Origin of the sequence: Anaerococcus lactolyticus ATCC 51172 (assembly GCF_000156575.1) — a bacterium.
Lineage (GTDB): Bacteria > Bacillota > Clostridia > Tissierellales > Peptoniphilaceae > Anaerococcus > Anaerococcus lactolyticus.
In genome coordinates this window covers 113,734-133,035 of record NZ_GG666047.1, presented here as the reverse complement: position 1 = coordinate 133,035, position 19,302 = coordinate 113,734, and the positions used below count along the sequence as shown (strand labels likewise).

The 19,302-nt window shown below is 35.8% G+C and carries 17 protein-coding genes; 1 reads left to right on the top strand and 16 read right to left on the bottom strand.

The window, feature by feature from the left end; translation table 11 throughout:
- Nucleotides 1-29: 29 nt before the first annotated feature.
- The 16 genes from leuS to hflX form a co-directional block, all read right to left on the bottom strand.
- On the bottom strand, nt 30-2,432 hold the full coding sequence (leuS, locus tag HMPREF0072_RS07225; RefSeq protein ID WP_004828792.1) for a leucine--tRNA ligase: 2,403 nt from the start codon (nt 2,430-2,432) through the stop codon (nt 30-32).
- Nucleotides 2,433-2,440: 8 nt separating this feature from the next.
- On the bottom strand, nt 2,441-3,829 hold the full coding sequence (gene asnS / locus HMPREF0072_RS07220; RefSeq protein ID WP_004828791.1) for an asparagine--tRNA ligase: 1,389 nt from the start codon (nt 3,827-3,829) through the stop codon (nt 2,441-2,443).
- Nucleotides 3,819-5,138: a replication-associated recombination protein A gene (locus HMPREF0072_RS07215; protein WP_004828790.1), complete on the bottom strand. Its 1,320-nt coding sequence runs from the start codon at nt 5,136-5,138 to the stop codon at nt 3,819-3,821. Before HMPREF0072_RS07215 ends, asnS begins: the two co-directional genes overlap by 11 nt.
- Nucleotides 5,139-5,163: 25 nt before the next feature.
- The gene (nrdR, locus tag HMPREF0072_RS07210) at nt 5,164-5,631 is read right to left on the bottom strand and encodes a transcriptional regulator NrdR (protein ID WP_037327477.1); all 468 of its coding nucleotides are present in this window, start codon (nt 5,629-5,631) and stop codon (nt 5,164-5,166) included.
- Between the two features lies 1 nt (nt 5,632).
- Nucleotides 5,633-6,727, bottom strand: a complete 1,095-nt coding sequence (gene ftsZ / locus HMPREF0072_RS07205; RefSeq protein ID WP_039931229.1) for a cell division protein FtsZ — start codon at nt 6,725-6,727, stop codon at nt 5,633-5,635.
- Nucleotides 6,728-6,777: 50 nt separating this feature from the next.
- A complete protein-coding gene (locus HMPREF0072_RS11335; RefSeq protein WP_004828787.1) occupies nt 6,778-7,569 on the bottom strand; it encodes a cell division protein FtsQ/DivIB in 792 nt (263 codons plus the stop codon).
- Nucleotides 7,570-8,649 carry an undecaprenyldiphospho-muramoylpentapeptide beta-N-acetylglucosaminyltransferase gene (murG, locus tag HMPREF0072_RS07195; RefSeq protein WP_004828786.1) on the bottom strand — a complete coding sequence of 360 codons (1,080 nt, stop codon included), beginning with the start codon at nt 8,647-8,649 and terminating at the stop codon, nt 7,570-7,572.
- Nucleotides 8,640-9,962 carry a UDP-N-acetylmuramoyl-L-alanine--D-glutamate ligase gene (murD, locus tag HMPREF0072_RS07190; protein WP_039931227.1) on the bottom strand — a complete coding sequence of 441 codons (1,323 nt, stop codon included), beginning with the start codon at nt 9,960-9,962 and terminating at the stop codon, nt 8,640-8,642. The genes murG and murD overlap by 10 nt, the downstream gene beginning before the upstream one ends.
- Nucleotides 9,959-10,909, bottom strand: coding sequence for a phospho-N-acetylmuramoyl-pentapeptide-transferase (mraY, locus tag HMPREF0072_RS07185; protein ID WP_004828784.1), 951 nt, complete (start codon nt 10,907-10,909; stop codon nt 9,959-9,961). The genes murD and mraY overlap by 4 nt, the downstream gene beginning before the upstream one ends.
- Nucleotides 10,910-10,927: 18 nt before the next feature.
- Nucleotides 10,928-11,302: a hypothetical protein gene (locus HMPREF0072_RS07180; protein ID WP_004828783.1), complete on the bottom strand. Its 375-nt coding sequence runs from the start codon at nt 11,300-11,302 to the stop codon at nt 10,928-10,930.
- A 1-nt stretch (nt 11,303) separates the two neighbouring features.
- Nucleotides 11,304-12,224, bottom strand: coding sequence for a 16S rRNA (cytosine(1402)-N(4))-methyltransferase RsmH (gene rsmH, locus HMPREF0072_RS07175; protein ID WP_039931255.1), 921 nt, complete (start codon nt 12,222-12,224; stop codon nt 11,304-11,306).
- Between the two features lies 1 nt (nt 12,225).
- The gene (gene mraZ / locus HMPREF0072_RS07170; protein ID WP_004828781.1) at nt 12,226-12,639 is read right to left on the bottom strand and encodes a division/cell wall cluster transcriptional repressor MraZ; all 414 of its coding nucleotides are present in this window, start codon (nt 12,637-12,639) and stop codon (nt 12,226-12,228) included.
- A 108-nt stretch (nt 12,640-12,747) separates the two neighbouring features.
- Nucleotides 12,748-13,548, bottom strand: a complete 801-nt coding sequence (gene lgt / locus HMPREF0072_RS07165) for a prolipoprotein diacylglyceryl transferase (RefSeq protein ID WP_004828780.1) — start codon at nt 13,546-13,548, stop codon at nt 12,748-12,750.
- Between the two features lies 1 nt (nt 13,549).
- Nucleotides 13,550-14,281, bottom strand: coding sequence for a YebC/PmpR family DNA-binding transcriptional regulator (locus tag HMPREF0072_RS07160; protein WP_004828779.1), 732 nt, complete (start codon nt 14,279-14,281; stop codon nt 13,550-13,552).
- A 2-nt stretch (nt 14,282-14,283) separates the two neighbouring features.
- Nucleotides 14,284-14,928, bottom strand: coding sequence for a YigZ family protein (locus tag HMPREF0072_RS07155; protein WP_004828778.1), 645 nt, complete (start codon nt 14,926-14,928; stop codon nt 14,284-14,286).
- The gene (hflX, locus tag HMPREF0072_RS07150) at nt 14,906-16,141 is read right to left on the bottom strand and encodes a GTPase HflX (RefSeq protein WP_004828777.1); all 1,236 of its coding nucleotides are present in this window, start codon (nt 16,139-16,141) and stop codon (nt 14,906-14,908) included. The genes HMPREF0072_RS07155 and hflX overlap by 23 nt, the downstream gene beginning before the upstream one ends.
- Nucleotides 16,142-16,257: 116 nt before the next feature.
- Here hflX and HMPREF0072_RS07145 point away from each other — a divergent pair, with 116 nt between their 5' ends.
- Nucleotides 16,258-19,179 carry a transglycosylase domain-containing protein gene (locus HMPREF0072_RS07145; RefSeq protein WP_004828776.1) on the top strand — a complete coding sequence of 974 codons (2,922 nt, stop codon included), beginning with the start codon at nt 16,258-16,260 and terminating at the stop codon, nt 19,177-19,179.
- Nucleotides 19,180-19,302 lie beyond the last annotated feature (123 nt).

The following is a 19,302-nucleotide window of genomic DNA, read 5'->3' as shown; positions in this document are numbered from 1 at the left end:
ACCAAGGCTGGTCAATGGATTTTATTTTTTTATACAACTATATTTAAAATCTTTCCTGGAACGTAGATTACCTTCCTAAGTTCTTTGTCTTTGATATAGGTATTTACGTTGTTATCTAAGTTTGCAAGGGCAAGGGCTTCTTCTTGGCTAGCTGTTTTTGATATCTTTATCTTGCCACGCATCTTGCCATTAACTTGGACTGGTAGGTCGATTTCATCAAGGCTTAGCTTGTTTTTATCAAAGCTTGGCCAAGATGTTTGGCTTAACCTTCCGTCAAAGCCTGCCATTTCCCAAAGTTCTTCTGTAAGATGTGGAGCTACTGGGTTTAATAAAGTGATATAAGTTTTGAAATCTTTTTTTGTTATCTTTCCAAGAGCTCTCATCTCATTTGAAAGGGTCATCAATTGAGCAATTGCAGTATTAAACTTTAGATTTTCATAATCTTCGCCTACCTTTTTGATTGTTTGGTTGGTTAGGATTTCTAATTCTTTAGAATATTCGTCCCCATCCACAACAAGATCAAGTAGGTTATAAACTCTTTCGAGATACTTCCTACAACCCTTTACTCCCTCATCTGACCATTTGGCAACTGATGAGAAATCTCCCATGAACATTTCGTATGTTCTAAGGGTGTCTGCACCAAAATCTCTTATGATATCGTCTGGATTTATTACATTGCCACGAGATTTACTCATCTTTTGCCCATCTGGACCTAGGATCATGCCATGGCTAGTCCTTTTCATGTATGGCTCTTTGGTTGGAACTACTCCTATATCATATAAAACCTTGTGCCAAAATCTTGAATAAAGAAGGTGGAGGGTGGTGTGTTCCATTCCCCCGTTGTACCAATCAACTGGTGTGTAATAATCTAGGGCTTCCTTGCTCGCAAGGGCGTCTTTATTGTGTGGGTCTGCATATCTTAGGTAATACCAAGATGATCCTGCCCATTGTGGCATGGTGTCTGTCTCTCTTTTTGCAGGTTTCCCACAATGAGGACAAGTTGTATTTACAAATTCGTCAATCTTTGCAAGTGGAGATTCACCTGTAGCTGTAGGTGTGTAAGACTCGATTTCAGGCAATTTTACTGGCAAATCTTTTTCATCTACTGGCACCCAACCGCAGTCTTCGCAATAAACCATTGGAATTGGTTCTCCCCAGTATCTTTGTCTAGAAAATACCCAGTCACGAAGTTTGAAGTTAGTCTTTGCCTTGCCAAGTCCCTTTTCTTCGATATAGGCGATGGCTTTTTTCTTTGCCTCGCTTGCAGAAAGACCGTTTAAGAAATCAGAATTAATTGAAATTCCTTTTTCAATATCTGTTACTGGAAGGTCTTCTTCTGAGTCATAGACACGAACTATTGGCATATCAAATTTCTTAGCAAATTCAAAGTCACGTTCGTCGTGGGCAGGAACTGCCATGATTGCCCCTGTACCATAACCCATTAATACATAGTCAGAAACCCAAATTGGAATTTCTTTATCATTTAATGGATTAATGGCTGATAGACCATATATCATAACCCCTGTCTTATCTTTATTTAGCTCTGACCTTTCAAAATCAGATTTTAGGCTGGCTTTATGTTGGTAATCAACAATTGCCTCATAGTTTTTTATTTCGTTCTTGAATTTTTTAAGGATTGGATGTTCTGGTGATACAACCATGTAGGATACACCAAAAATGGTATCAGGTCTGGTTGTATAAACTGTAAGTTTTTCATCCTTGCCCTTGATTTGGAAATTAACATCTGCTCCGTGGCTTCTGCCAATCCAATTTATCTGGCTAGTTTTAATCCTATCTTCAAAGTCAACGCCGTCAAGGTCATCGATTAGCCTGTCTGCATAGGCTGTTATCTTTAGCATCCATTGGTTTTTAAGCTTATGCTCAACATCTGCCCCACATCTCTCGCACTTGCCGTCAACTACTTCTTCGTTAGCAAGACCTACAAGACAAGATGGGCACCAGTTTACTGATGTTTCTGACTTATAGGCAAGACCCATCTTATACATTTGTAGGAAAATCCATTGGGTCCACTTATAATATTCTGGATCTGTTGTATTTATTTCCCTATCCCAATCAAAGGAAAAACCAATAGATTCCATTTGTCCCCTGAAGTGGTCAATATTTTTTTCTGTAATAATAGCTGGGTGGATTTTATTTGCTATAGCATAATTTTCTGCTGGAAGACCAAAGGCATCCCAACCCATTGTGTACATTACATTTTCCCCCTCAAGTCTCCTCTTACGTGCCACAACGTCTATAGCTGTGTATGGGCGAGGGTGACCTACGTGAAGGCCTTGACCTGATGGATAAGGAAATTCTACAAGTGGGTAAAATTTCTTTTTATTAGGGTCTAATTCAGATTTAAAAGTTTTTTCATCTCTCCATATTTTTTGCCATTTCTTCTCAATGGCATTTGGATTATATTCTTTCATCATTCCTCCTATTTTTGGTTAGCAAAGGCGTTTACATACCTAGGATAAGCTATTACGTCTCTGATATTTTTCATACCTGTTACATACATCATAGCTCTTTCAAAGCCAAGACCAAATCCTGAGTGGACAACTGTTCCAAATCTTCTAAGGTCTAGGTAGTTTTGATATTCTTCTGGCTTTAGACCATTGTCAATCATAGATTTAACTAATTCATCGTATCTTTCTTCCCTTTGAGAACCACCGATTAATTCGCCAACTCCTGGTACGAGCATATCAAAGGCTGCAACAGTTTTTCCATCGTCATTTCTCTTCATATAAAAGGCCTTGATATCCTTTGGATAATCAGTTACGAAAACTGGTCCATCTACGATTTTTTCTGATAAATATCTTTCGTGTTCAGTTTGTAGGTCCATACCCCATTCAACTGGGAACTCGAATTTTTCTCCAGATTCTTTTAATAATTCAATTGCCTTTGTATAGGTAATTCTAGCAAATTCTGAATTACGTAGTTTGGTTAGTCTTTCAATTAGGCCCTTGTCAATCCATTGGTTGAAAAATTCCATTTCATCTTTGGCATTTTCTAGGATATAGTCAATGGCATATTTAATCATAGCTTCTGCTGTATCCATGCAAACATTATAGTCAGCAAAGGCCATTTCAGGCTCTAGCATCCAAAATTCTGCAGCATGCCTTGGTGTATTTGACACTTCTGCCCTAAAGGTAGGACCAAAAGTATAAACATTACCAAAGGCTAGGGCATAGTCTTCTGCTTCTAGCTGGCCAGATACAGTCATATAAGCTTTCTTGCTAAAGAAGTCTTTATTGTAATCAACTTTACCATCTTCTCTTCTTGGTGGGTCATTAGGGTCGATTGTTGTTACGTTAAACATTTCACCAGCACCTTCAGCATCACTTGCTGTGATAATTGGTGGATTTACATAAACAAAGTCTCTTTCTTGGAAAAACTTGTGAAGACCAAAGGCTAGGATTGAACGAAGTCTAAATACTGCCCTATAAGTATTTGTTCTAGGTCTTAAGTGAGGAATAGTTCTCATAAATTCAAAGGTTTGTCTTTGTTTTTGAATTGGAAATTTTTCTGATGATTCACCTAAAACGATGACCTTAGTCGCTTGGATTTCGTAAGGATTTTTGTTATTACCTGTTGCTACAAATTTTCCTTCTACACATAAAGATGCAGATAGGTTTTGCTTATCAAGTTCATCATAATTTTCAATTTCTTTTCCCACTACTACTTGGAGGTTCTTAAAGGTAGAACCATCGTTTAATTCAATAAAACCTACGTTTTTACTAAATCTAGAGTTTCTTATCCAACCTTCAATTGTTACTTCCTTGTCAACAAAGCTATCAGCTTCTCTCATCAATTGTCTAATCTTCATTTTTGCCTTCCTTTATTTTTTCTAATCTTTCAATCATTTCTTTTTCATAACCTAAATATTTTGCCTGGTAGAATTTTTCATCCTTAAAAGCATCTGGCAAATAATTTGTCTTAACATAACCACCATGGTCGTGAGGATAGAGGTATTCTTCATTGATTAAATTTTTACTTCCCTCATAGTGGCTATCCTTAAGTTTATTTGGTACCGTCCTATCCTTGTTTACCCTTACAAAATTAAGGGCCTTATCTATAGCAAGGTAGGTGGTATTACACTTAATAGCTGCCGCTAGGTAGGTAACAGTTTGAGCAAGGATAATCCTAGCTTCAGGCATACCGATTTTATCAACCGCCTCGAAGGTGGCATTTGCCAGCACTAGCGCAAAGGGATCAGCATTTGAAATATCCTCTGCTGCAAAAATTATCATCCTTCTTGCAATGAATTTGATATCCTCACCGGAAGTTAGCATCTTTGCTAGATAATACAAACTTGCATCTATGTCAGAACCTCTCATCGACTTGATGAAGGCAGATATAGTGTCATAATGCCTGTCACCATTTTTATCATAAACAGCAATTTTTTGGGTGGTAGAATTTTCTATAGTTTCAGAATCTATCTCTATTCTACCGTCTTTTTCATTTTCAGAAAATATGGCGATTTCCAAAGCATTTAAAAGTGCCCTAGAATCCCCATTTGAATATTTAATTAACTTATCCCTTGCCTTTTCATCTAAAAAAATTTTTTTATTTTTCAAAACCTCATCTGTGCTTAAGGCAAGGTCTATAAGGTCACTAAGGTTTTTGTCAGTCAGCTCTTTGAGTTCAAAGACATACATCCTTGAAATCAAAGCCTTGTTTACTTCAAAGTAGGGGTTTTCTGTAGTTGCGCCTATAAGAATAATAGTAGCATCTTCTACAAAAGGCAAAAGATAGTCTTGCTGACTTTTATTAAACCTATGAATTTCATCAATGAATAAAATAGTTTTTTTGTTTTCGTAGGCTAGGTTGTCCTTAGCGATTTGAATTTTTTCCTTAAGGTCGCCTATCCCACTTGCCACAGCAGAGACTTCTTCAAAAGCCATATGGGTAGAATTTGAAATTATCTTTGCAAGAGTGGTTTTGCCTACTCCTGGTGGCCCATAAAAAATCATCGAATAAATCCTGTCGGCCTTGATCATCCTTCTAATAATCTTACCCTCACCTACCAAGTGGTCTTGACCTATGTAAGCATCTATGGTTTTGGGCCTTAACCTGTCGGCCAACGGAGCAGATTTTTCCATTTCAATTTTCCTATTTAGTTCAAATAAATCCATACTTCTTCCTTAAAGAAAAAAGATGCTAAGAGTTAGCATCTTTATCATCTTTTAAATTTATAATCTCCTCATAGAAGGACTCTAAATCCTTAAATTCCCTATATACAGAAGCAAATCTGACATAGGCAACTGAGTCAAGGTCTTTTAGCTCGTCCATGACAAGCTCGCCTATATATGTTGAAGTCACTTCTTTTTTGCCAGTGTGGTTGACTTTTGTTTCGATGTTTTTAGCTACTTCTTCTATCTGATCCATTGATACAGGACGTTTTTGGCAAGATTTCACAATACCTGATATGACCTTCCTTGGGTCAAAGGCCTCTCTTGTATCATCTTTTTTTATAATCATAACTGTAGAATCTTCGTACCTCTCATAGGTAGAAAATCTTTTATCACAATCTTCGCAGAGTCTTCTCCTACGGATAGCTCTGTCATCATCGGTAGACCTTGAGTCAACTACTCTGGTATTAGTCGAATTGCAATAGGGACATCTCATATTATTTTAAGAAATCTGGAAGATCTATATCATCAAAAGGATTTGATGATCTTCTTTGTTGGCTTGCTTGGTTATTTCTTTGTGGAGCTCTAAGTTCATCTGCCCTATTTGAAGGTCTATCTGATCTTCTAACCTTACCATTATTATCAAAACCAGTTGCAATAACAGTAATTTTTATTTCATCACCGAGGGATTCATCTTGGCCTACACCAAAGATGATATTAGCATCTGAGTCTATAGACTCTCTAATTAATTCTGCTGCTTCATTTGCTTCCATTAAGCCGACTTCTGCAGCTGTAACATTAAGAAGAACAGCATTTGCACCATCAATGCTTGTTTCAAGTAGAGGAGAATTAACTGCAGCCTTAGCAGCATCAACAGCTCTATTTTCACCGCTTGCCCTGCCTATACCCATGTGAGCCATACCTTGGTCGCTCATAATTGATTCAACGTCAGCAAAGTCAAGGTTAATTACATTAGGTACTGCGATTAATTCTGAAATACCACTTACAGCATCCATAAGAACTTGGTCAGCCATTTGGAAGGCTTCTACCATTGATGTTCTCTTTTCTACGATTTGTAGGAGTCTATCATTTGGAATTGTAATAAGAGTATCTACATTTTCCTTAAGTTTTTCTATACCAGCTTCTGCTTGAGTAGCTCTTTTTCTACCTTCAAAAGTGAATGGTTTTGTAACAACGCCTACAGTTAGGATGCCCATTTCTTTAGCAACTTGAGCTACGATTGGAGCAGCACCTGTACCTGTACCACCGCCCATACCGGCAGTGATAAATACCATATCAGCTCCCTTAATAGCTTCTTCAATCTCACCCTTAGATTCTTCTGCTGCCTTTTCACCAACAAGTGGATTTGCACCAGCACCAAGACCCCTAGTTAGTTTTTCACCTATTTGAAGTCTAATATCTGCGTTTGATTCTTGAAGAGTTTGTAAGTCTGTATTTAGTGCTAAAAACTCTACACCAGATAATCCGTTGTCTCTCATTCTGCTGATAGCGTTATTGCCGCCACCACCAACTCCTATAACTTTAATCTTAGCTAAAGAGTTGCTATCCATATCAATGTTAATATTTGCCATAAAATCCCCCATTGTTCATTCTACTTATTAAGATTTTTACTAAAAGACTTTTATTTAACAACCACAAGAGGATTGTCTCCGTTGTTTAAGTTGATGCTTACTGCTTCTAGTCCCTTGTTTCTAACGTCTTGTAAGACTTTTTCTAGCAATTTAATTTTATAAGAAATATTATTTAAATCGCCAAACTTAACCTCAATATCTTGTATCATTATACCAATATCAAGCTTATTTTCCAAATTTAATTGGCTTATATTGCCTATAAGAGAAGATGCCTGTAATTCGTTTATAAATTCCAATATAGCTTTTGAAGATGTAAAGCTCTTTCCTATCGTTGTCTCAAGTCCAGTTACCTTTATATTAATAAACTTTGCATCTTTACTAAAAGGCTTTTTATCAGTTATAATACCATTATTAGTAATCAAGATTTCCTTGCCATATTTTTTAACAGCAAACATCGGAAAATCTTCTTCTATCTTCACTGATAAAATTTTAGGAAACACCTTCCTTACCTTAGCACCCTTCACATATTCAAGACTTTCTATATCCTTTTCGTATTTAGTTGGATTATATAATAAAATATTTTTTCCAAGAGGTGACTTCAATTTTTTTATAATCTCAGTATCCTCTGTCACCCTATTACCGTTTATATAAATGTCTTGAATTTTCATAAACGGATGAGTGAAAACATTATAAAAAATCCCTAAGAAAAAAGCCAAAACCAACAGAAAAACAAAAAGCTTCGAACCAGTTTCTTCTTCCTTATTGTGTCTTTTGGCTATATATTTTTTACTAAATACTCTAGATCCTTTTTTTATTAACCTATCGTCATTTTTATTATTCATCTATATTAGCTCTTCAATCTGCTGGTAAATCTTATCTAAGGCATTATTATCAGCAAGTTCGCAAGCTTTCTCCCCCATACTTTTAATTTTTTCCTCATCTTTTATTATACTCATTATCTGTGTCTTTAGGTAGGCACCAGTCAAATCTTTTTCCAAAATCATTTGACTTGCACCATGATCAACATAGGTACGAGCATTATACTCTTGATGGTTTTCAGTAGTGTAGGCCTTTGGTATTAAAATTGAAGGCTTGCCAACTGATGAAATTTCTGCAAGACTCATAGCCCCACTTGAAGCTATAACTAGGTCTGAAACAGCATAAAAAAGGTCAATGTTATCAATGTATTTAAAGGCCTTGATGTATTTAGATGCATGACATTTGTCTAAAAAGTCATCGAAATACCTTGATCCTGTTTGGTGAAGGAGGAAAAATTCTCCATTTAAATCCTTACTCATCTCTATTACCGCTTTATTTAAAGCAAAAGACCCATTTGACCCACCAAAGGAAAATACAACCGGTATATTCTTATCAATTCCAAGTTTGTTTAAATCGTCGTCAGTATATGACAAAGAAAAATTATTCCTAACAGGGTTACCTGTTACTACAATATTTGCTTGGTTTTTAAAATGCTTGGCGGCTTCTTTGTATGAAATCAAAACCTTATCTACCTTCCCAGACAAAAACTTAGATGCCATTCCCGGATAAGAATTAGATTCATGGACAATAGAAGGTATTTTTGCCTTACTTGCTTGGTATAAAATCGGTGCACAAACATAGCCACCTGTGCCTATTACAAGATCTGGTTTAAATTCCTTAATTATGCTTTTAGCTTCCCTAAAACCTTTTATATTTTTAACAATGGCCTTAAATAATTTTTTATTTATTTTTCTAGGAAGGCCCATAGCGTCAATAGCTTTAAATTCGTAGCCGTTTTTTGTTGCAATTTTTTCTTCTGGGCCACCCTTGATACCTACATAAATTATTTCAGCATCAGGATTTTCTTCCCTAATTTTTTGGCCAATAGCAATGGCTGGATAAATATGACCACCTGTGCCGCCACCTGATAAAATTACTCGCATTTTTCTTCCAATCTATTTACAAGGTCCTTAAACTCATCTCCCCTAACTTCGAAGGACTTATACATATCCCAAGAAGCACTAGCAGGAGAAAGTAAAACTACATCGCCATTTTCGCCCTTAGAATAGGCAGTATTTATGGCTTCATTCATATCTTTTACTAAAATATATTTTATATCATATTTTTCACACAAGGCTTTTAATTTTTCCTTAGTAGCTCCCATTATAACCATAAGCTTGCCATTTTTCCTAAAGGCCTTCACAAAATCTGTGTAATCAATATGCTTATCATAGCCACCTGCTATAATAAGTATAGGTCTATCAAAACTTTCAATCGCCTTTACAGAGCTATCTACATTGGTTCCCTTAGAATCATTATAAAAATCAATTCCAGAAAGAGTCCTAACGTACTCAAGCCTGTGAGCAATCGACTTAAAAGTCTTTATAGCCTTTATAATTTCTGATAAATTCAAGCCATACAAATAAGTAAGGAGAATAGCTGCCATGACATTTTCATAATTGTGGCGACCTATAACAGATAAGTCCCTAACATCGAGAATTTCTTCAATTACACAGCCACCGTTCCTAAGACAAATTTTATTGCCTTCAAGAAAAAGTCCCCTGTCAACTATATTTTGACTTGAAAACTCATAAATTTGAGCTTTAAAATCCTTAATATGTTTTTGACTTATTTCATCTTCGTGGTTTATAACCAGATAATCTCCTTGATCTTGGTTTGCTGCAAGCTTTAACTTGCTATTGATATAATCATCAAAGGAGCCATGCCAATCTATGTGGTCTTCTTTGATGTTTAAAATGGCTCCGATATGAGGTTTATAAGCCTGTGTATCGTGGAGTTGGAAGGAAGAAAGTTCTTCTACAAAAACACCTTTTTTCTCATACATCTGCCACAATACTCCCTCGCCAATATTTCCAACAGCGTAAGCAGGCTTGCCACACTCATTTAAAATATGGGCAACCATAGAAGTTGTTGATGTCTTTCCATTTGTGCCAGTAATAGCAATTTTTTCCCTATCTGGAAATAATCTTTGACTTACTTCTATATCTGAAATTATTTCATTATCTTTTTCTAGAATTTGTACAATATCATCTGTTGGCTTAATGCCAGGAGACTTTAAAACAAAGTCATATTTTCCAAATTTTCCATCAGAAATAGGGCTATACTTATAGCCCTCAAGTTCATCAATATTCTTTTTATTTTTATCATAGGTGTAAACCTCATAGCCTAGCTTATCCAAAGCTTTGACTGAAGATATACCTGTTACACCGAGTCCATAAACTAAAACTTTTTTCATAGTATTGCCACCAAACTTATTAGACATAGAATTGTGGATAAAACCATAAATCCTACTACAATTTTTTGCTCCTTATAACCTTTTAATTCGAAATGATGATGGATAGGAGTCATAAGAAATACTCTTTTCTTATTCCTATACCTATATGAAATTACCTGAATAATTACAGATAAGGTCTCCATCACATAAACTCCACCAAATATCACAAGATATATTGGTATTTTTAGGTTAATGGCAAGGGCTACTACAGCTCCACCAATCGCCATTGATCCAGTATCTCCCATAAATACGCTGGCCGGATTAGAATTGTAAATTAAAAATCCAAGTATCGCACCTAACATAATCACAGAAAATAATAGATTTGTACCTGTCTTTGCTATTATAGCAAGACTTACAAAAACTGGAATAGATACGCTAACCAATAGTCCGTCAAGACCATCAGTTAAGTTTGTAGCGTTTGTTGTTCCTACGATTATAAAAATCATTATAGGAAGACCAAGCACTGAGACTGGTAGGTAATAATCCGTAAAAGGTATTAAAAGTCTAGTTATAGAGTCTTTGTCATTAAAGTAAGCAAGGATTGTAATGACCCCTGCTAAAATAAATTGTAAAACTAATTTTTGTCTTGGGTTCAGCCCCTCTGACTGGTGGAGGACAAGTTTTCTAAAGTCATCAATAAAACCAATCGCCCCAAATCCAACCATAGACACTATTAAAATTAAAGTTTCTAAGTTTCTTGGTAGCATAAGCACACTCATCACTAAGGCAACTATAATAAATATCACCCCACCCATGGTAGGCGTGCCTTCTTTTGCCATATGACTTTGTGGTCCTACTTTTCTAATATTTTGTCCAATTTTTTTCCTTTTAAGTATGGGAATTATGACTTCCCCAAGTCCCATACTCAAAAAAATGCCAATTATTGTTATTAAATAAATGTTATCCATAATAAATCCTAACGGCAGTTAATTATTATTTTTCTTATAAACCATTCCTAAATCTTCGATAGCATATCTTTGAATACTGTTAAGATCAATAGCTTCATCAAGATTATTTTGCAACCTATCTCTTTGAAGTTCATAGCTTACAATTTCTGCCTGTAGTCTATTATACTCAAATCTGTCATTTGACAAGTTAATTCTTTTAATAATTAAGAAAGTTGCCATAGTAGCAATAAAAGCAAAAGCAATAAAAGAAATAGCGTATTTTACATTCCTATCCCTTTTCCTAGTTTTTTCAATCTGGTTAGCCCTAGTTAATTTTGGTCTTTCTTTAACTTTAAGTCTAACACGATTCCTATTTTTATTTTTTACTAGTCTTTTTTCAAAACGCTCAGCCATATCATATCCTTTGACATACTCTTAATTTCGCAGGTTTAGACCTGGAATTTTCCCTTAATTCATCAGCCTTTGCAGTAATAGGCTTTTTGGTAATAATTTTTACCTTAGCCACATGGTTACATACACATACTGGAATTTCTGGTGGACATATACATCCTGTCGCCAGGTCCTTAAATTTATTTTTAACTATCCTATCTTCTAAAGAATGGAAAGTAATTATAGCTAATCTGCCATCTTTATCAATAAAATCTATTATTGTGTCGATTGCTTTTGTTAGGACGTCAAGCTCCCTATTTACTTCAATACGAAGAGCTTGAAATACTCTTTTTTCAGGATGGACTTCCGTAAATCTCGCAGATTTCATAACAATATTTCGGAGTTTGAAAGTGGTATTAATTCTTTCGTTTGCGCGAGCTTTTACAATATTTTTTGCTATAGCCTTGGAGAATCTTTCTTCCCCATAATCAAAAAATATCCTTGTGAGCTCATCCTGAGAGCATTCATTGACAATTTTTTCCGCTGTTAACTCATTTTGCCTATTCATTCTCATATCGAGAGGTCCATCATGGATATATGAAAAACCACGTTCTGGATTATCTATTTGATATGAGCTGACGCCTATGTCCATTAGAGCACCATCAATTTTATTAAAACCAGCTTCAGTTAGAACCTTGCCTATGTTTTCAAAGTTAGTGTTAAAAAAAACCTTGTTGTCATAGTCCTTAAGATTTTCTGATGCAGCTTCAATGGCAGCTTTGTCTTGGTCTATGCCTATTAATAATCCCTTGGCAGAAAGTTTTTCTAATATCAACTTAGAATGTCCTCCCTTACCCAAGGTTAGGTCTGCATAAATGCCGTCAGGTTTAATATTTAAATTTTCTATACATTCCCTATAGAGAACAGGTGTATGTTCAAATTTCATATTATTCATCCATAATGTCGGATAAATTCACCTCGACTTCATTAATGTAATCATCCCAAATTTTCTTATCCCATATTTCTATAGTGGTATTATTGCCTATTAATATGGCTTCATCTGAGATACCGGCATAGTCCTTTAACGATTTGTTAATCAAAATCCTGCCTTGTTTATCAAGGGCGACTTTGACAGTGGATGAGAAAAATAGTCTTTTTATAGCACGATTTTTCTTATTTTCATAAACAAGTTGGTCCAGGGCCTCTGATCTTTTTTGAAATTCATCTTCGGTATAGACTACCAAGGATTTTTCCGGTCCCTTTGTAAGATAAAAATATCCTTCAAGATCTTCCCTAAAGTCGCTAGGTATCATAATTCTGTTTTTATTATCCAATTTATGAACATATTCACCTAGGAACATTCTCTACCACCTTTTACCACATTCTTCCACTTCATCTTTATTTTATCCTATTTATTAAAAAAAAGCAAACAAAAAGACCAGTTTTTAAAACTGGTCAGATTCTTTATATCATTTAAATCTTATAATTCTGTCTTCTTTCTGCTTTTTATTTTCTTTATAAAAATATGGTGGGAGATTTTTTTGCTTAGCAAAAATTAATAAAGCTATGCCCACTATTATAAATACTATCGAAACTAGTTGGGCTGTTCTTAAACCAAATACATAAAGTGAATCAGTTCTTAAACCTTCCACAAAAAATCTCACTATACCGTAGGCTAAAAAATACATCCCTGCTTGAAAACCCTTGGCAGGATTTTTCTTCCTATAAAAATATAAGAATAAAAATATCAAAAAGTCGCCAAGAGATTCGTAAAAAAATGTTGGGTGGACCTTAACTCCATCTATAATTATCCCCCATGGAAGATCTGTTGGATAGCCATGAGCTTCAGCATTGGTAAAATTTCCCCAACGGCCAACAGCCTGGGCAAATACAAGAGATGGGGCTAGAATATCAGTAAGGTCTATCATAGGTATATCCCTAACCTTGCTAAAAATATACAAGGCAATTAGACCAAAAATAATTCCACCTTGGATGGCAAGTCCTCCACCCCTGATGTCAATTATCTCTTTTGGATGGGCTCCATAATAGTCCCATTCAAAAATGACATACCAAAGTCTCGCACCGATTACTCCTATTGGCAAGATGGTAAAGAGGATATCATCGACTATATCTGCCTTAAATCCTCTTCTTTCAAATTCTTTTTTTGCAAAAATACTTGAAATCAATATCCCACTTACAATAATTATCCCATACCAATAGACATCTAGGCCAAAGATTGAAAAGGCAACCCTATCAATATTAAATTCCATCCTATTCCTCGCTTGGGCTAGCCCAGTTGTAATAAACCTCTTGGATATCGTCGTTGTCTTCAAGGGCATCTATTAATTTGAAAAGTTTTTCGTGGTGAGAAGGATCTACTTCGATATCATTTGCTAGGTAAGAAACGTTAGCTTTTTCTATTTTATATCCCATTTCTCTAAGCTTTTCTACAGTATCATTAAAGTCATTTACTTCTGTAAGGACTTGAAAATATCCTTCTTCAATGTCATCTACATCACTTGCACCTGCTTCTAGGGCATCCATCATAAATTCATCAAAGTCCTTGCCTTCACCATTTACAACAATTTCTCCCTTTTTCTCAAAGAGGAACATTACAGATCCGTCTGTACCAAGATTTCCGCCAAACTTATCGAATATATGCCTTACATCTGGTGCAGTCCTATTTTTATTATCTGTTAAGCAGTCAACTATAAAGGCAACTCCACCTGGACCATAACCTTCATAGATTATCCTCTCGAAATTATCTCCACCTGCTTCGCCGCTCGCTTTTTTAATGGCTCTATCTATATTATCGTTTGGCATATTATCTGCTTTAGCCATTTCTATTGCAGTCTTAAGGCTTGCATTGTACTCAGGATCAAGTCCACCTTCCCTAGCAGCTACTGTTATATTCCTAGCATGCTTAGTGAAAATTTTTCCTTTTTTGGCATCTTCACTACCTTTTTTATTCTTAATCTTACTCCACTTATTATGTCCAGACATTATTAACTCCTCACTTCATAGAGCATAAGCTCTTCTTTTTTATTTATTTTAATATTCGCACTTGTCATATTTATTAGGTCTGAAGAAAACTTATTATACCTATCAGTCCTCACATAAAGTTCGATTTTCACTTCATCGGTGAAGAACTTATCAATCACTTGGTATTTCTCTTCATTCAAATAATTTTCTATTTGGCCTAAGATATTATAAGACAAAATTAATTCTACTCTCAAATAGTCTCTCTTGTAAAGGGCATTTGGTCCAACTGTGTCAGCAACTCCCTTGGTGTAGGCACGAATTAATCCGCCCTTGCCAAGAAGTTTTCCTCCAAAATACCTTGTTACAACCACCGCCACATTTGTCACTTCCTCTTTTTCAAGGACAGATAACATAGGAAGTCCTGCCGAACCTTGGGGCTCACCATCATCATTATATCTTTTTATAACTGGTGTTTGGTTGATAATATAGGCTGTGCAATTATGGGTTGCATCCTTGTATTTTCCCCTAACTTCATCAATAAACTTAAGAGCGTCATCTTCGCTTTCAACGTGCTTGGCAGTTGTGATAAAGACAGACTTTTCTACCTCAAACTCAGAAACTACAGTTCCCTTTATTGTCTTATAATCATTTGTCGATATAGGATTCATACTTGCCATAGTCTCCCTTATTTATCTCAAGCTTAATTATAGTACCAGTATTATCATAATCTGTTTTTAATATATCATAATTAGTCATAAAATAATCTAGGACTGCTCCCTTATCAAAAGGAATATGCATGGTTACTTCTCTATATTCTTCTTTGATGACTTTTACTATCTCATTTTTTAAATTATGAAGGTCCTCGTCATTTTTAGCAGAAATAAATATTCTCTCGTACTCCCTTTTGTATAAGCTTGTTGCAGTCACATCTTCTACCTTATCCATTTTATTGAAAACATAAATTATTTGCTTACCATCCAATTCGATTTCATCTAAGGACTTATCAATTGTTGCAAGTTGTCCGTCAATATTGTGACTAGCATCAATTACGATAAGAAGCATATCAGCAAACTTAATCTCTTCTAAAGTTGTCAAAAAAGAATCATTTAATTCCTTGGAGAGGTTGTCTATAAAACCTACTGTATCAGTTAGGGTAACCTTAGTGTTTGAAAAATCTAGGCGTCTTGTTGATGTATCAAGTGTTGCAAAGAGAAGGTCATCAGAATAAACATATTTTTCTGACCCAAAAAGTCTCATCATACCATTTAAAATTGTAGACTTGCCTGCATTTGTATAGCCAACCAAGGAAATATTAAAAATATTATCTCTTGATTTCCTATTTATACGCTTAGTTTTTTCTATATCCTTAAGGGCTTTCTCTAAGGACCTAATATCCCTTTCAATAGCTCTCCTATCGGTCTCAAGCATGGTCTCACCCGGACCCCTAGTACCAATACCACCTGCCTGACGTGACAAATAGGCAAACCACTTATTAATCCTTGGTAGTTGGTATTTTAGTTGGGCAAGTTTTATCTTAAGCCTTGCCTCCTTAGTGTGAGCCCTTTGGGCAAAAATATCTAAAATTAAAGATGTCCAGTCAACAACCTTGAGTTTTAACTCTTCTTCTAGGTTGTATAATTGACTGGCCGATAGTTCTACATCAAATATTATTGTTTTCACTTCTAATTTATCAGCCAAATCCCTAATTTCTTCAAGCTTACCCTTGCCAATATAAAATCTCGGATTGACCTTATTTACAACTTGACTTACAAAGGCAACTGACTTGCCTCCTGCAGTATTAATCAGGGATTCTAATTCATATATTTTTATTTCTTCGTCGTCATCCTTCGCAAGGACGTTGACTTGTATTACTTCTTGCATAAAAATCCTTTCTAAGATATTATACTTTTATCTAAAATTTAATAAAGGATGGAACTTATTGATTAAAAATGATAAAATAGAAGTAAGTATAAAAATTAGAATTAAACGGAGGCCACATGACTAAAAAAATATCCTCTATCATAATAAAAATCTTGCTTATAGTAATACTTTTTTTAGGATCTATTATGATAGTTTTTGCAGGCATAACAGGAGGAGCTATCCTTGAAGTTATGAAGACTGCACCAAAAATAGATGCAGATGCAATTAAATACGAAATGAGTCAAAACTCGACTGTCGTTGATGAAGATGGCAATGAGGTTGATGCAATTGCAACTAGTCAGTTTAGGGAAATAGTACCCTATGACCAAATACCAGATAATTTGAAAAATGCCTTTGTAGCTGTAGAAGACGAAAGATTTTATGACCACAAGGGTATAGACGTAATTTCTATAATCGGCTCTATGTTTGAAAACCTAAGAGCAGGTGGCATTGTAAGGGGTGGATCAACCATTACCCAACAGCTTGCAAGAAATACCTACCTTACAAATGATCAAACCTATCAAAGAAAAATAAAGGAAATCTACCTCGCTCTTGAAATTGAGGACCACCTTTCAAAAGAGGAAATCCTAGGTGCCTACCTTAACAGAGTCTTTATGGGACAAAATTCCTACGGAGTCCAAGCGGCAGCCAATACTTATTTTAACAAGGACGTAAAAGATTTAAACCTTGCCCAATGCGCAGCCCTTGCAGGTATTGTCCAATCTCCATCTGAATATTCTCTTTATAAGTCAATTAAAACTAGTGAAATAACTGACGAAAAAGTTTTAGGAGAATTTTCTATAGATGGCACAAAGTATTCGGCAGTTTTTAACGAAGCGCCTCTTAAGAGGGAATCTTATGTCCTTGATAAGATGTACGAGCTCGGCTATATAGGTGAAGCTGAGATGGAAGAAGCCAAGAGCTTTAATATTGCTAAATCAATAGAACCAGCAGAAAGAGCCAATACAGAAATCACTTCTTATTTCAATTCCCTTCTTGAAAAACAAGTAGTAGCCAAACTTATGGAAACACAAGATATGAGCGAAAACCAAGCCTGGGATAGGCTCTACTATGGAGGACTTAAGATAACAACCACCCTAGACCAGCAAATGCAAAAGAATCTTGAAGATATCTATGCAAACTTTTCATCCTACCTTATGGGCAATACTTCTGGTTGGAACACTCCTCCCCTTCTTAATATGAAATATGATAAATGGGGAAACATTGTAAATTCTTCAGGCAAATTACTCTACTATGCTAAGAGCAATTTCCTTAATGAAAATAATGACATTAGATTATCAGCTGACGATGCCCACAAAGATGATCAGGGAAATATAGTCCTTACATCTAAGAAGGCCTTCCTTGATCAGACCAAACTCGTTTTTAGAAACTACTATTCTCTAGATGATGAAAATAGGAACCTAAGAACTCACAGGTCAGGTTTTGTTGACCTCGGGTCAAATAAAAATATCTATCTAGACAAGGAAGATAATATTGTAATAGCCAAACAATACTTAGATGAAAATGAAAAATTCATAAAGTCTTACGATGACGGAACTTTTTCAATCAGCAAAGACTATTATGATATGGACCTAGAAGGTGTCATCCAACCCCAATCATCCAGCGTTATTATCGACCAAAAGACTGGTCATATAAAGGCAATAATGGGTGGTCGTGATCAAAAAGGACAAAGAATTTTAGACAGGGCCTCATCCGTACCCCGCCAACCAGGTTCATCTATGAAACCTCTTGCAACTTATACACCTGCTTTGGACAATGGTTTTAACCTTGCAACAGGAATTGACGATGTACCATTTATGATGGATGAAAATAATAAGCCATGGCCAAACAACGTTTATGGCTACTACATGGGCGTTAAGCCTCTTAGAGAAGCTCTCAAATTATCTATAAATACAATCGCTGTTAGGACCCTTGACAAGGTTGGCATTGATACATCCTTAAAATATCTTAAAAACTTTGGCATAATCAAAGAAGACGGCAAAGATAATTTTGTAACTAGCGAGGAAAATAAAAATACTAACGACGAAAACCTCGCAGCTATGGGGCTTGGAGCCATGACAAATGGAATGACAGCCCTAGATATGACAGGAGCCTACGCCGCCCTTGCCAACGGTGGTAAATATATAGAACCACTTACATTTTCAAAAATAGTTGACTCAACAGGCAAGGTCTTATTTGAAGATAAGGATAAGATTACCCACGATGTAACAAGCCCAGAGACAGCTTACCAAATCACATCTGCCCTTCAAGATGCCGGTAAGTTTTATGGAAATATCTTCCTAAATGGAACTGACTTTGCTACTAAGACAGGTACTACAGACGACTACAACGACTTCTGGTGCCTAGGCTACACCCCATACTACACAGTTGGTATATGGATGGGCTGTGATGATCAAAACATATCACTTACAGGTTCCTCTGCTGAAAGAGCTGCCCTTATGTGGAATGTAATCAACAACAAAATCCTAGAAGGTCGTGAGGCTTTAAAATTTGAACAACCAAAAGGAATTGTGTCCATGAAAGTTGATACCATGAGTGGTATGCTTCCAACCGAAATCTCCTACGCTGACCCAAGAGGTACAGTCAGGACAGAAATATTCGGACCAAAGAATAAACCAACAGAACAAGACGATGTTCACGAATGGGCAACAGTCGACTCTAGAAACAACCTCCTAGTAAGTGATAAGACCCCAGAAGAGTTTGTAACAACCAGATCCTTCATCAATCCAAAGAGCAACTACAATCCAGCAAACTTTGGCAATATCATCCCAAGAGATTGGCAACACAGAGTTCCAAAGACCTATTCAGACCTTGGTGAAGAAGAGGACGGAGAGGATGATGAAGAAAAAGATAAGGAAAAAGACAAAGACAAAGATAAGGACAAGGATAAAAAAGACAAAGATAAGTCTGATAAGCCAGATGCTCAAAGTCAAGAACCAAAAGCAGAAGGAGAAAAACCAGAAAATCCTGAACCATAAACCAAAAGGGACTGCACAAGCAGCCCCTTTTATATTACAAATTTTTCATTATTTCATTTAATCCTACCATAAATCTTTAATATTTTTTAAATTTGCAATTTAAAAGTCAGACCAAAGGTCTGA

Coding starts and splice junctions, on each gene's coding strand:
- leuS (WP_004828792.1), bottom strand. CDS start 2,432: ATGAAAGAATATAATCCAAATGCCATTGAGAAGAAATGGCAAAAAATA.
- asnS (WP_004828791.1), bottom strand. CDS start 3,829: ATGAAGATTAGACAATTGATGAGAGAAGCTGATAGCTTTGTTGACAAG.
- HMPREF0072_RS07215 (WP_004828790.1), bottom strand. CDS start 5,138: ATGGATTTATTTGAACTAAATAGGAAAATTGAAATGGAAAAATCTGCT.
- nrdR (WP_037327477.1), bottom strand. CDS start 5,631: ATGAGATGTCCCTATTGCAATTCGACTAATACCAGAGTAGTTGACTCA.
- ftsZ (WP_039931229.1), bottom strand. CDS start 6,727: ATGGCAAATATTAACATTGATATGGATAGCAACTCTTTAGCTAAGATT.
- HMPREF0072_RS11335 (WP_004828787.1), bottom strand. CDS start 7,569: ATGAATAATAAAAATGACGATAGGTTAATAAAAAAAGGATCTAGAGTA.
- murG (WP_004828786.1), bottom strand. CDS start 8,649: ATGCGAGTAATTTTATCAGGTGGCGGCACAGGTGGTCATATTTATCCA.
- murD (WP_039931227.1), bottom strand. CDS start 9,962: ATGAAAAAAGTTTTAGTTTATGGACTCGGTGTAACAGGTATATCTTCA.
- mraY (WP_004828784.1), bottom strand. CDS start 10,909: ATGGATAACATTTATTTAATAACAATAATTGGCATTTTTTTGAGTATG.
- HMPREF0072_RS07180 (WP_004828783.1), bottom strand. CDS start 11,302: ATGGCTGAGCGTTTTGAAAAAAGACTAGTAAAAAATAAAAATAGGAAT.
- rsmH (WP_039931255.1), bottom strand. CDS start 12,224: ATGAAATTTGAACATACACCTGTTCTCTATAGGGAATGTATAGAAAAT.
- mraZ (WP_004828781.1), bottom strand. CDS start 12,639: ATGTTCCTAGGTGAATATGTTCATAAATTGGATAATAAAAACAGAATT.
- lgt (WP_004828780.1), bottom strand. CDS start 13,548: ATGGAATTTAATATTGATAGGGTTGCCTTTTCAATCTTTGGCCTAGAT.
- HMPREF0072_RS07160 (WP_004828779.1), bottom strand. CDS start 14,281: ATGTCTGGACATAATAAGTGGAGTAAGATTAAGAATAAAAAAGGTAGT.
- HMPREF0072_RS07155 (WP_004828778.1), bottom strand. CDS start 14,928: ATGAATCCTATATCGACAAATGATTATAAGACAATAAAGGGAACTGTA.
- hflX (WP_004828777.1), bottom strand. CDS start 16,141: ATGCAAGAAGTAATACAAGTCAACGTCCTTGCGAAGGATGACGACGAA.
- HMPREF0072_RS07145 (WP_004828776.1), top strand. CDS start 16,258: ATGACTAAAAAAATATCCTCTATCATAATAAAAATCTTGCTTATAGTA.